The following is a 13,875-nucleotide window of genomic DNA, read 5'->3' as shown; positions in this document are numbered from 1 at the left end:
ATTTCTTCCACCGCCGAGACTTGGGCCACCGAGTGGGTCTCGGCACCGCGAGCGGTGCTCCGCCGCCGCGTGCACAAGGAGACCACCTTGAAACAACTCAGCCCATTTCCCGGTTCCGCTCTGGCCGTTGCCGCTCTGGCGCTCATCCTGACGTTGATTCCGGCGACCGTCGCCAGCGCCGCCAACTGCACTACCGACTGCACCATCATCGGTACCAGCGGTGACGACAACATCAACGGCACCACCTCCGGCGACGTGATCTGCGGCCTCGCCGGCGACGATCTGCTCTATGGCGACGTCTCCTACAGCCTGCCCTCGGGGAACGACAAGCTCTGTGGCGACGCCGGCCAGGATTCGCTCTTCGGCGGCGACGGCGACGATGCTCTCGATGGCGGCCTTTACACCAGCGATGGCGACTACCTGGTGGGGGACGACGATGACGACCTGGTGCTGGCCCGTGGCGGCGGCGACTGGATGGAAGGCCAGAACGGCGACGACACCTTCTGGGGCGGCACCGGCTCGGAGCTGTGCTACGCCGGCAACGGCAACGACGACATCTATGGTCAGGACGGCGACGACTGGCTGCTGGCCGGCCAGTCCGGCACCGACCTCATCGACGGCGGTCCCGGCAACGACACCTGCACCGGCGGCGAGACGCTGATCAGCTGCTGACGAGCCTCCTCATCTCTCGGCGTCACGGTGGAGTTCCCGTCGTGGCGCCGACGTCCATCCCCCCAGGCTGCTTGCTTTCCTTCTCCCGCATCTTCCGCGGGATGAGCCACCCTATCTCTTGGAGGTCGCTCTTGTTCCGGAGTCCAGTGTGTTGGCTACGGCCTTCCTGGCTGCTGGCTCTGTGCTTCGCCGCTCTGACCCTTCCTGCCTCGGCTGCGTCTCCGCCGGATTCCCTCGCCGAGCCCGGCCCGCCCTCAGCGATCGCCCAAGAGCGAGAGATACCTCTGGAGAACCCCCTGGAGGTATGCGGCCTGGTGACCTGGTCCGGCAGCACGCCGGCGGCGGGGGTGAAGGTGGAGCTGCTGCCCTGGATGCCGGCGGATGAAGCCGGCCGGCGCCGTCTGGCGGGAGAAGTTCAGCCACCGCCGGCGGCTCGGGGTACCACCGACGCCAGCGGCCGCTATCGGTTGGCGGCGCCTTCGCCGGGGGTGTGGCGGGTGCGCATCCTGGCGGACGAAGCCATCCCCCTCCAATTCCTTCCGCTGATCTTGGTCCAGGCCGTCGAGCTGCCGCCGGCGGCCCTGACTCCGGCGCGGAGGCTCGAAGGTCAGGTGGTGACGCCGAACGGCGATGCGCTGCCCGGCGCCTGGATCTTCGTCCGGGATCCCCAACAGGCCTCGTCTCTGCGCGCCGGCTCCCCCTGGCGGGACGACTTTCGCGTGCTCCAAACCGACGCCACCGGTCGTTTCCGGCTGCTCTCCGGGCTCGAAGAAGAACTGCAGCTGACGATCTTTCCTCCGGCTACTTCCCGGGATCGAGCCCCGTTGCGGGTGGAGGGGTTCCGCTCCGGACAGATCGTTTGGGCGCCATCGGGGGAGGAGCGGCAGCTGCGGGTGGTGAACCCCCACCGCCGGCCGCTGGCGGATGTGTTGGTGCGCATGGGGGATCTGGCCTGGCCCACGGCGGTGACCGGAGCGGACGGCCAGGCCACTGTCCTCGTCTCACCGAATCCGGCCGGTACCCCGCCCGCCGTGCAGCTCAGCCTTCCCGACGGCCGCGGCCTGCGCCTGGGCTCCTTGCCGTCGCCGGTGTCGGAGGGCGAGGCGCCGACGGAAGAGCGGCTCACGATCTTGGGGTTGCCCGCGGCGGCGACGGTGCGGGGGCGAGTGGTGAACGCCGCCGGGGAGCCGGTGGCGGGAGCGGTGGTGCGCCCCGGTGACGATCCCGGGGTCTTCGCCGTCACCGATACCGGTGGTGGCTATGAGCTCGCCGTGCCCGTGGGCAGCGAGCAGTGGGTGCAGGCGGAAGCGGCGGGGCACGTTCCCCGGCGCGGGCGGCTGACGCCGGCGATGGTGGCGACGGGGCGTGGCCCCACCCTGGAGCTGATCCCGGCGGCGAGACTGGTGGGGCAGGTGGTGGATGCCGCCGGCCGGCCGGTGTCCGCCGTACACCTGGCCGCCATGCACCGGCCCCACCGCGGTCGCCGGCCCTTCACCGCCACGGATCCAGCGGACGACCGGGCCTTCACCGGCGAAGATGGCCGCTTCCTCCTCGATCGGCTGCAACCCGGTGAGGGCTATACGGTGCTGGCCTGGCGTCCGGGGGCTCCTGCGGTGCGGGCGACGGCGGTGGCGCCTTCGGCCTCGGCTGCTGGGGTGCCGCTGCGCATCGTCCTGCCCTCCGGTGGCGGCAGCTTCGGGCGGGTGTTGGGTCCGGACGAGCAGCCGGTGGTGGGAGCGCGGGTGAGCCTCGCCGCCGCCGGCGGCTCGACCCAGCGTCTAGGCATTCTGGCTCGCCGGGAGGACCGAGGAAGCCGGGAGGAAGATCCATTTACTGCCTTCACCGACGAGGAGGGGCGCTTCCGTACCGCGGCGGTGCCGGCGCTGGAGCTCGACGTTGTGCTGCGGGCGGGGGGCTTCGCGCCGCTGGTGATCCGCGGGGTGGCGGTGGCCGCCCCGGAACGCCAAACCCCGGAGCGCCAAGGTCCGGATATCCAGCCAGCGAAGGGCCAGGCCGTGGATTTGGGCACCTTCTTCCTTACCCCCGGTGCCTCCCTGCGGGGCGTGGTGCTCGACGAGGAGGAAGAGCCGGTGGCCGGCGCCGAGGTTCACGCCATCGGCGAGGAGCTGGCTTTCCCCGCTACCCGGGCGGGCTCCCAGATTCTCGGCCTCGACCGTCGCCGCCCCGACGCCGTGACCGACGACGAGGGACGCTTTGCCGTCGACGACCTGCCGGCGGGAGACCGTCGCTCCCTATGGGTGCGGGCCGCTGGCTTCCTGCCCCGGAGCGCGGAAGGGGTGGAAGCTCCCAACGACGAGCCGGTGGTGGTGGTCCTACGCCGCGCCGCCAGCGTTCGGGGAATCGTCCGGGACGAAGACGGTGCGCCGGTGGCGGGGGCGGCGGTGGCGCTGCGCTGGCAGCGCATGGGCTCCGACGGCCAGCCGGTGCGGTCGGCGGAGGGCCGCCGCACCGAGACCGACGACGAAGGCCGGTTCTTCTTCGACACCGCCCCGGAGCGCCGAGCTCGGCTGTCGGTGGAAGCTGCAGGCTACGTGACCCCGCCACCGGTAAATTTGGTCACTCCGCCGGAAGAGACACCCGTGGAAGACGTGGAGGAAGTGGAGGTGGTGCTGGAGCGCGGCGCCACCGTTCGCGGCACGGTGAGCACCGAGAGCGGCGAGCCGGTGGCGGAGGCCCGGGTCACCGTTGGCGGCGCCGCCGCCTTCACCGATGGAGACGGCTTCTACGCCCTCGACGGGGTGAGGGTGGGAGCCGGCGTGGCCACCGTGGTGCATCGCTCCTACGGCCGCACCCGCCGGGACTTCGAGGTGGACGAGGGGGAGAACACCCTCGACTGGCGGCTGCCCGACGGCCGTCGAGTGACCGGGCGGGTGATGGATTCCCGGCGCCAGGGCATCGCCGGCGCCGAGGTGGTGTTGACGGCGCTGGACGGCGAGGAGCCCTGGGAGCACCGCGACCTGACCGACGCCCAAGGAGGCTTTTCCCTCGAGCCGGTGCCGTCGGGAAGCTACTCCCTGGAGGCCACCGCCGCGGGCTTCGCACCGGCGTCTTCGGCGATGCCGGTGCGGGTGCAGGAGGCGGCGGTGGAGGATCTGGAGATCCTGCTGAGGGGCGGTACCACGGTGCACGGGCAGGTGCGCGGGCTGGACTTCGAGCGGCTGGCGCAAGTGACGGTGGAAGCCCACAGGGATGGCGGCGTCGTGCGCGCCGGCCGGGTGGATTACAGCGGAGCCTATCGGGTGGAGGACCTGGAACCGGGGAGCTGGCTGGTGGTGGCGTCGCTGCCGGGACGCCGGCGTCAGGCTCAGGAGCGGGTGGTGGCGGAGGAGGCTCGCGGGACGGTGCAGCGGGACCTCTTCTTCGGCGCCGGGGTCGAGCTCCGCGGTGCGGTGCGGGTGGCCGGGGAGCCGCTGGCCGGGGCCACCGTCAGCCTGCGGGGGCAGGCCGCCGCGGTGCGCCGAGCCACCACCACCGATCATCGCGGAGAATTCCACTTCCGCGATCTCGACCCGGGGAGCTACCGCCTGGGGCTCCACCACACCCTGGAAGAGATCCTCTACAACGACGTGGTGGAGGTGGCGGAAGACCGCTTCCTGACCATCGATCTACGCCCCGCCACCGTCGCCGGCCGGGCTTTGGACGGAGTTTCCGGCGAGCCTCTAGGACAGGTGGTGATCAGCCTCGAGCGGCTGGCGGCGGGCAGCGGCATGGTGGCCGCCGGTACCGGCGCCGACGGTCGTTTCGTGCTGCGCCGGGTGCCCCCCGGTCGCTACCGGCTCACCGCCCGGCGGGACGGTTGGGCGTCGGCGCAGCAGGAGATTCAGCTGGCCCAAGGACAGGAGCTGAGCGACCTGGAGCTGGTCCTCGAACCCACCGCCGGGCTGACCCTGGCGGTGTCGCGGGCGGACGGCTCACCGCCGCCCTATGTGGAAGTGCTGCTGCTGGATGCCTCCGGACAGCCGGTGGTGGTGACCCGCCGCAGCCCCGATGCTCGAGGGATGGTGCGTTTGCCGGCGGCGCCGCCGGGGATCGGGGCGCTCTTGGTCCAAGGACCGGGAGGTGCGCTGTGGCAGCGTGCGGTGGCAGTGCCCGCTCCCGAGCCGGAGTCCGTGACCCTGCGGGCCGCCGGAGCCCTGAGCCTCCAGGTGCCGGCGCTGGCGGAATCCAACGGCATCGCCTTTGCCACCCTCACCGATGCCTCCGGCCGTCCCCTGGAGACCCTGGACCTGGTGGAGCGGGGCCTTCGCCGCCGCTGGCCCCTGGTAGGTGGCGCTGGGGTGATCGAAGGGGTTCCCGCCGGGGAATGGCGGGTGGAGGTCCAGGCCCCCGATGGTGCCGTCTGGTCCGCCTCCCTGGTCACCACCGGCGGTGCCGCGTCGGTAGTGCTGCCCTAAATCCTCCGCCTGCGGGTCGTCGGTGGGGCTCAATTCAAGAATGGTTTACCATTGAAAGGTCTGCTGTTTTTGGAGTGCCGGAATCGATGAAGCCTTGGGAGCCTGAGAGGTAGTTCACCCTCGGGCTCCCAGCCGCGACCATGGCCATTCAGGAGCTCTCCATGCACCGTCGTCCCTCGACCCGCCTCGTCCTTCTCGCCCTCCTCATCTCGGGTCTGCTGGCAGCCCCTTCCCTGGCCTCGGGCGCCTCGGCCCCGGGCTCCTCGCTGTCCGTCCGCGGGACGGTGCTGCTCCCCGACGGCTCGCCGGCGGTGGGGGCGCGGGCGGAGTTGTTGCCGGTGCTTTCTCTCGATCAGGCCGGCCGGCGTTGGCTCGCCGGTGTTGGGGATTCCCGAAGCGAGCCGGAGCCGGCGGATGGGGATCGCGCCGGCAACGATGGACGCTTCATCCTGCGGGCGCCGTCTTCCGGAGTTTGGACCGTGCGGGTGAGCGCCGAAGGTCATCAAACCATGGAGCTTCTGGCCCTCGGGCTGGTGCAGGACGAAGAGCTGGCGCCGCTGGTCCTCGTCGCCGACCGCCGGATCGAAGGCCGGCTGCTGGATGCCTCGGGGTCGGCCATCGCCGGTGCTCACGTCGTGCTGCAGGGACGGGACCTGCGGTTTCGGAACCTGTCGAGGACCACCTGGACGCCGGCGGACTCCTCGGCCAGCACTGCGGCGGACGGCAGTTTCGTGCTGCGGGCGGGGAAGGAGGAGGCTCGGTTGGTGGCGTATCTTGGGGACTCGGCCCCGGAGGATCCACCCACCTCGGAAACCGTGCCGGCAAGAGTCTGGTTGGAGTACGGCTATGCCGGGGGCACCGTCCGGCTGGGGAAGTTGGAGCCCCGGCGGGTGGCGGTAGTCGACGCCCGGGATCGCCCCCTGGGCGGGGCGCTGGTGAGCCTGGAAGGTTCGCCGTGGGCGTTGGGTACCACCGATGAGGGTGGCGTGTTGCACTGGCGTCAGGGTTCCCGGGGAGAGCCGGACGACGGAATGGGTAACCGCCGACGGAGGTTTGCCTTGGGCTTGTTGGAGCCTTTCCAGTGGATCCACCTCACCTTCGAGGACGGCCGGCGAATGCTGCACCGGCCGGCGGCGGACGACGAGCCGCTGGAAATGCCGGTAGCGGTGCCGGGAGAAGGCCGGGTGCTGGGGGAGAAAGGAACGACGGCGGAAGGGGACAGCATCACCGAGACCTTGGCGGGAGCGCTGGTGTTCTGGATCCAGGATCCCGGTTCCTTCGTCTTCACCGATGGGTCAGGAGAGTATCGTCTGGTGCCGCCGGTAGATCTCACCGGCACGGTGAAGCGGGCCGCTACTCTGGCGGTGCGGGCGGCGGGATATCTGTCGAGTGTTGAGGAAGCTTCCGCAGCGGATCAGCCTGAGCTCCCAACGGCCACCCCGAGGCTGCCGACCTGGCGCCTGAAGCCCGCCATGAGCCTCGCCGGTGAGGTGGTGGATCCGGCAGGCCGGCCGGTGACCACCGCCTCGGTGGAGGCTCGCATCAGCCTCTCTCCCCGGCAACTCTTCACCCTCGGCAGCTCGGCACCGCCGGTGTGGACTCGGGTCGACGGTGCGGGTCGATTCCTACTGCGGGGGCTGGCGCCGGGGGCCGGCTATCTGGTGCGCGCCGTGCGCTCCGGCAGCGTCGGTGGTGCCGATGGGGGTGGCGCCGGCCGGTCGGTGGAGGTGGTGCTGCCGCGGCAGGGGCCCGCCGACGCGGTGCGTATCGTCTTGCCACCGGATCGCCCGGCCTTCGGGCGGGTGATGGACGAGGAGGGCCGGCCGGTGGCCGGAGCGGAGGTGGTCTTGGGGCCGGCGGAGGGGCAGGGTGGAGCGGCGGCGAATGCTGCCGGCCGGATGAGCCGGGAGGCCCGCTGGCGCAGTGCCGTGCGCGCTGCCACCGACGGCGAGGGCCGCTTCGAGCTCGCCGCCTTGCCGGCGACAACCCTCGACGTGCGGGTCCAGGCGACGGGTTTTGCGCCGCTGCGGGTGGCTGGGGTGGAGGCCTTGATTCCCGAAGGCTCCGCCGTGGCGGCCGCGAACCTGGGCACCTTCATCGTCTCGCCCGGTGTGGCGATTCTGGGGCGGGTGGTGGATGAAGACGGAGCGCCGGTGGCGGGGGCCAGCATCCACCCGCTGCACGAGGGGATGAATATGGGGATGAGCAGCGCTCGTCATCGAGCGTCCCTATTGTCGAGCCTCACCGGGGCGGCGGAGAGCGGCGAGGACGGCCGGTTCGCGGTGGAGGGGCTGTCTCCGGGAGACCGCAAGTTGCTGTGGGTTCAGGCCGAGGGCTTCCTCGCCACCAGCGTCGGGACGGTGGAGGCGCCGACGGAGGCGCCGGTGGAGGTGGTCCTGCAGCGGGCTGCGCGCATCGAAGGTCTGGTGGAAGACGAGGAGGGCGAGGCGGTGGTGGGAGTGCGCCTCTTCGCTCAATGGCAGGAGATGGGCAAGGACGGCAAGCCCACCGGCGAGGAGTCGGGAGCCCAAAGCGAGACCGATGCCGAGGGGATCTTCTTCGTCGACGTACCCCCCGAGGGAGAGATCACGTTGAAGGCCTGGTCGGCGAGCTATCTCGATCCCGAGCCCCTGGTGGTCGAGGCGCCGGCGGCGACGCAGGCGAAGTCCGTGCGCATCGTCCTCCAGCGTGGCGCGACCCTGCGGGGAAGGGTCACCACGGGGTCGGGGCAGCCGGTGACCAAGGCCCAGCTCATCATCGGCAGCTCCCGCGGCGAGAGCGACGGCGAAGGACGCTATCGCCTCGAAGGATTGGCCCAGGGCAAGACCCTCGTAGCTCTCTTCCACCCGGTCTACGGCTCTCTGCGCGAGGAGGTGGAGATTCGTTCCGGGGAGAACACTCTGGACTGGACCGTCGAGGGCGGCTGGCAGGTTTCCGGCCGGGTCGTGGATCCCCAGGGCGAGCCCGTAGCCGGCGCCGAGCTGGAGCTGGACGGAACCCGCCGCCGGCCCTTCGAGCGCGTCTACTCCGACGGCGCCGGGCGCTTCGTCTTTGATCAGGTGGCCGCCGGCCGCTACCAGCTGCGGGCGGAGCATCAAGCTTTCGCCCCCGCCGCTCGGGAGGAGCCCATCGTGGTGGAGGGAGGGCCGGTGACGGGCATCGAGGTCGCCCTCACCACCGGCGCTACCGTCAGCGGGCAGGTTCGCGGTCTGGAGCCGGATCAGCTGAGCTCCGTACGGATCGAAGCGAGCCGTCCGAAGGGGCAGAACCTGAGAGGGCAGGTGCGCTACGACGGCGCCTACGAGGTGCACAATCTGCTCCCCGGCAGCTGGACCCTGGTGGCCCATCTCGACGGCCGGGGCAGGATGGCTCGGGAGCCGATCTTCATCGAGGCCGGTACGGTGCAGCTGGAGCGAGATCTGGTCTTCGGCGGTGTGGTCCTCGGCGGCGTCGTACGCCAGGGCCGGGAGCCGGTGACGGGGGTCCAGGTGCTCGTCCAAGGGGTCGACTTTCAGGCGGAACGCTGGGCGACCACCGATCCGAAGGGAGAGTTTCGGATCGAGGATGTGGATCCCGGCCGCTATGAGCTGGCGGTGGGCACCAGCCCGCTGCAGTTGCATCACCGCGAGGTGGTGGACCTGACGGAGGACGACTGGCTGGAGATCGAGCTGCGGCCGGCCTCGGTCAGCGGCCGGGTGGTGGACCGGGCCGGCGAGCCCATCCCCCAGGTCTTCGTCCTCGCCCGCCCCGCCGGCGAGCCGGATCGGGTGCTGGCGACCACCCGCACCGAATCCGACGGCCGCTTCGCCCTCTTTCGCCTGCCGCCGGGAGAGCATCGTCTGGAGACCCGAGCCGTGGGCCACGGCAGCGAGTGGCTCGACCTCGATCTCGCCGCCGGGGAGGACCGCACCGGGGTGGAGATCGTCCTCTCCCCCAACGCCGAGGTGATGCTCGCCCCCACGGTGGGGGGCGGCGGCCCGCCGGAGCTCTTGAGCATGGTGGTGGTGGATGCCGCCGGCCGCCCTGTGACGGCGCTGCGCCGGGGGGCCGACGAGAACGGGCTGGTGGCTCTCCAAACCGTCCCCGCCGGCAGCTGGACCCTCCTCGCCGGCGCTCCCGAGGCGGCGCTGACCCGCATCCCGCTGCAGGTGCCCTCGGAGGCCCCGATCCCGGTGCCTCTAGCGCCGGCGGGGACGCTGACGGTCACCGTCCCCGAGCTCGCCGAGACCTACCTCTTCGCCACCGCGACGCTGACGGGGGCCACCGGCGCCCCCGTCCAGGCCCTCGATCTCAGTCCGCCGGGCCCCACCAGCTCCTTCAAGCTCCAATTCGGCACGGTGACCATCCCCAGCGTCCCCGCCGGCCAATGGACCGTCACCGTCGAAGCCACCGACGGCCGCACCTGGAGCGGCGAGGTTCAGACCTCCGGTGGAACACAGGCGGTGGAGCTCCCGTAGTCTTGGCAGAGACCGTTTCGGTGCCGCCTCGTTCACAGTCTGCTTGGAGGGCCATGACCATGTTGAAGAGCTTCCTTGCCACCGCATCGACCTTGACCCTCGGCATCCTCTGCTTCCTCAGTTTCCTTTGCTTCGCTGGCAGCGCCATCGCCAGCGGACCCTCGCCGGCAGCGCTCAGCAGCGCGGCCGAGCCATCCGCCGCCGAAGAGAAACAGGAATCGGCAGATCCGGCCCCGGAGATCCGCCGAGTCATCACTGGCCGCGTCTTTGACGAGATCGGCAACGGGGTTGCCGGCGCGCGGGCCTCCCTAAGGTCTGCAGCCCGCAACTCGCCTCTGGCCAGTACCAAGACCGACGCCTCCGGCCGATTTACCCTCGACAGCCCCATGCCGGGGCGGGTCGTCCTGCGGGTGGAGCATCCGGACTACGCTTTCTACCGGCACGGGTGGATCCTCGATCCCCTAAAGGATGAGTCCAAGAATCTCTCAATCACTCTGGTGGAGGGGGCGGAGATTCGAGGCCGACTCTTGGGTTTGGAGGGAGAAAGGAGGGGTGTGATCTTCGTATCCGTTGGCCAAGACCTTGAACCTTCTATCTCGAGCGACCGGGTGAGGGACGACCACTATCGGCTCCGGCACGTGCCGGTGGGTCGCTGGAAGGTTTCCGCGAGAAACCCCGGAGGGGGCCAACTGGCCAGGGCAGAGGTCGAGGTTTCTGCCCCTTCCGGGGTCGTCGAGCAGGATCTCGATTTTCGGCAAGGGGTGAGCTTCTCCGGCAGGATTCGCCACGACCAAGGCTTCCAGTGGCTGCCTCGAGTCGCGCTTTTCCCGGAGGACAGCAGACCCGGTTACGTGACCGGGGCCGATAGGCAGGGCAACTTTCGCGTATCGGGTTTGCCGAAAGGGCGCTATAAAGCCCTCGTGCTTGCCGAACAGGAACCCATCACGGCGCGGTTCCTCTTGGATTTGCAATCCGACCTCGAGATGGACATTGACATCACTCCCGCCCTGCTCGTGGGCAAGGTGCAGAGCCAGGAGGATGCATCGATTCAGGTCTCCATCCAGAAGGTCGAGCCCCATCTGTACTATCGAATTCTCGAGGTCGAGGAAGATGGAAGCTTCGAGAAGAAGATGCCGCCGGGGCGCTATAGACTTCTCTTCACTCAACAGGGCTCTCGCATCGAAGAACGCATCGTAGATCTGGCTCCAGGGAGTGGCCCGGCTACGGGTGAAGAGATCCGGGGGCTCGAGGTAGAGCTATCACCCGCCGAGCCATGGAAGGTGCGCCTCGAACTGCCCGGCGACCTCCATCAGACGAACGCCGAGCTGATGCTGGAGCGCGAGGACGGAGTGATTCTCTGGCGCGCCTCGTTCGACGATCTTGGGGACGAAGCAATTCAGATGCCGGTCCGGCCCTACGGCCAAGACTGGCGGCTGCTGGTCTATGTCGCCGGGGCAGCCGCTGAGGAGATCCCGGCGAAGGATCTGCGAGCAGACTTGACGACAATCCAGCTCGATCCATCCGCGGGGCTCTGGCTGCGGACGCCGTCGGATGTGATGCCGACGATGGAGCAGTATCTACGGCAATTCAAGCTCCGGGTCCTGACGCCCGACGGGCGGATCTACCGTCAACCACGGAGTCGATCCAAGGTTCCGAGGGTCGAGGACGAGTGGGGCTTCTTCCCCTACCGGCGCGTCTTGGCGCTCACGTACCTGTCGGAAGGGGATTGGATCCTCGAGCTCACCTCGCCGGAGGGCGACACTCACAGAATTCCGGTCACCACGAGAGGTCGCGTCACCGAGATCGTCAGGGATTTTCCGTAGGGGCGTTCAGAAAGAATTTCGGGTTTGAGATAAAATAAAGGAGCGTGTATCCAGATTCTCCGTTCCCCTCTCTCCTGACAGCCCCGCGGGGTTGTGGCGTGTAGGAGCATGGAGACCTCGCCTCTCTCGCCCTTGGTGGAGGTGCTATGAAGCAAGCCCGAGCTCTGCCGTTCGTTCTCTTCGCCCTGGGGACTTTCGCCTTCAGCATCGCCTGCGCTGCCCCGGAAAGCCAGCCCGTGACGACCTCCTCAGACACCGAGGCTGCTCTGCAAGCGTCCGGCCACAGCTCGGGGGACGAGGAGCCGAGGGGGCAGGAATCGGAAGCGCAGAAGGTCGTCCTTTCGGGGCAGGTGCGGAATGAAGCGGGAGAGCCGGTCGAGAAGGCGAGGATCTTGCTGCAAGACATCGACAACCGGGAGTTCTACGACGGAGAGACCAGCGAGACTGGAGAGTTTCGCTTCGATGGAGTGCCGTCCTCGCGCTATCTCATCGACATCGAGCACGATGACTACGCTTATTATCGGAATGATCGTTTCTTGAACGTTGGAGCGGAAGGTCTGGAGGACTTCTCGGTCCAGCTCGAGGAGGGAACTGAGCTCCGGGGGCGGATTTCGGGCTTGAGCCCGGACGAGTCCCGGGGCCCGAGTTTTCGAGCGCGCCGGGATGGAGAGATCCCGCGGATCGGCTGGCCGGTGGGGGAGGATCGCTACCGTGTGCAACATCTTTCTCCCGGGACTTGGGAGATCGAGGCCTGGGCTGAGCGGGGTGCGCATTCGGAATGGTTTTCCGTCGAAGTTCCCGAGGGTGCTGCGGTTGTGGAGCATGACATCCACTTCGGATCCGGGTTGACTCTCGGGGGGAAGATCCGCCGCGGCAACGAACCGGTGGTGGGCAGCTCCGTGACGCTGATCAGCGAGGAGTCTCGATTCTCAAGGTTGCTCACTCTTGGCAAGGGCAATTCCTTTCGATTTACTCGCTTGCCTGCCGGCCGCTATCGCTTGTCCGTCAGCATGCCGGAGGCCACCAACACCTTGGATCAGGTTCTCGACCTGAGGTCAGACCTCGATCTGGACTTGGACATTGCCCCCGCGCAACTGTCGGGACGGGTGATCGGCCGGCCGGGCGCCTCCAGCAGGATCTCCGTCCACAATCTGGGCGCTGGTCCCCGCTTCCGTGAGCACCTTGGGGAGAGTGACGGGAGCTTCGAAATGGAGCTGCCTTCCGGACGCTACCGGCTGGTGGTCTTTCAGGATGGCATGAGTCTTGGGGATCGGGTCATCGAAGTGGCGCCGGGAGGGGTGGTCAGCGGATTGGAGATCGAGCTGCAGCCGGTAGAACCGCTGGTGTTGCAGCTCGATTCTGCTTCTGGCAGGGCGCCCGAGCGCGCCGAGCTGGTCATCCAGGCCAACGACGGACTGGTCCTCCTGCGTCGACCCTTCGAAGCCATCGCCGATGGAAAGCTCGAGGTCCCGGCCAGGCCTGCCGGTGAGGGTTGGAGTCTGAAGGTCTTCGCTCAGGGAGCCGCGGCTCAGGAGCTGCCGGCCTCTGAGTTGCGAGAATCTCCAGTGCGGGTGGAGCTCGATCCGCAAGCTGCTGTGGTGGTGCGGGTTCCGAACATGGAAGCTCCCACGGCGTTGAACTACGGGCAGCTGGTGCAGGTGCGACTGGTCGACTCGGACGGCCACCGCTTTCAACTGCCTATCCCCAACTCGGGAATTCCGGTGATGCGTGAGCAGTGGACCTTCCAGCCCTACCTGGAGCCCCTGGTGCTTGATCACGTGCCCGAGGGCCAATGGATGCTCGAAGCGGAGCGAACGTACCGTGACACCACCCGACTCCCCATCACCGTTCAGGCGCCTCGCACGGAGGTGACGGTGGAGCTCGATTGATCGGATCCGAAAAACAGGAGCCAGGGGCGACCACGCCTACCACCTTCATCCTCATGGGGCCCGCCGGCTGCGGCAAGACCACGGTGGGGCGGCGGGTGAGTGCGGAGTTGGGGTGGCCGTTCTATGAGGGGGACGAGTACCATTCCGAAGCCAACGTAGCGAAGATGAGCCGCGGCGTCGGACTCACCGATGAGGACCGGCGACCGTGGATTCGCGCCCTGGCCGAGGCTCTCAACGGTGATCCGGCGCCGGCGCGAGCGGTGGCGTGTTCGAGCCTCTCGGCCCAGGTGCGAGCTTGGCTGCGGGGGGATCTGGTGGGGGAGGTGCGCTTCGTGTATCTGGCGGTGGACGCCGGGGAGCTGCGGCGCCGGTTGGAGAGCCGCCGGGGCCACTACATGGGGGCCTCCATGGTGGAGAGCCAGCTGCGCGCCTTGGAAGAGCCCCGGGACGCCCTGCGCATCGCCGCCGACGGGCCCCCAGATGAGGTGGTAGACGAGGTGGTGTCGGCAGTGCTGGAGGAGTTGGTGCCCTGCCGGATGCCGGACCGTCCTGGGTGAATCCGTCTCGCCAAGACGGTGGGCTGGCGCCCACCCTACAAATGCCCTGATCGGAAACTCCC

At 68.8% G+C, this 13,875-nt stretch carries 6 protein-coding genes; all 6 read left to right on the top strand.

Going from position 1 to position 13,875, the window contains the following annotated elements:
• A partial coding sequence (locus SX243_20525) for a hypothetical protein (GenBank protein ID MDY7095369.1) occupies window positions 1-672 on the top strand: 672 nt, incomplete at its 5' end.
• 131 nt (window positions 673-803) lie between these two features.
• Entirely contained in the window at window positions 804-5,087 is a 4,284-nt protein-coding gene (locus SX243_20520) for a carboxypeptidase regulatory-like domain-containing protein (GenBank protein MDY7095368.1), read from the top strand.
• Window positions 5,088-5,248: 161 nt separating this feature from the next.
• Complete coding sequence (locus tag SX243_20515) at window positions 5,249-9,544, top strand: carboxypeptidase-like regulatory domain-containing protein (GenBank protein ID MDY7095367.1); 4,296 nt, start codon at window positions 5,249-5,251, stop codon at window positions 9,542-9,544.
• On the top strand, window positions 9,454-11,367 hold the full coding sequence (locus SX243_20510; GenBank protein MDY7095366.1) for a carboxypeptidase-like regulatory domain-containing protein: 1,914 nt from the start codon (window positions 9,454-9,456) through the stop codon (window positions 11,365-11,367). The genes SX243_20515 and SX243_20510 overlap by 91 nt, the downstream gene beginning before the upstream one ends.
• A 146-nt stretch (window positions 11,368-11,513) precedes the next feature.
• Window positions 11,514-13,256: a carboxypeptidase-like regulatory domain-containing protein gene (locus SX243_20505; protein ID MDY7095365.1), complete on the top strand. Its 1,743-nt coding sequence runs from the start codon at window positions 11,514-11,516 to the stop codon at window positions 13,254-13,256.
• A complete protein-coding gene (locus SX243_20500; protein ID MDY7095364.1) occupies window positions 13,253-13,813 on the top strand; it encodes a gluconokinase, GntK/IdnK-type in 561 nt (186 codons plus the stop codon). Before SX243_20505 ends, SX243_20500 begins: the two co-directional genes overlap by 4 nt.
• Window positions 13,814-13,875 lie beyond the last annotated feature (62 nt).

The sequence above is a fragment of the Acidobacteriota bacterium genome, from assembly GCA_034211275.1.
Lineage (GTDB): Bacteria > Acidobacteriota > Thermoanaerobaculia > Multivoradales > JAHZIX01 > JAGQSE01.
Note: the sequence above shows the minus strand (reverse complement) of the source record. Positions and strands in the feature narration are given on the sequence as shown.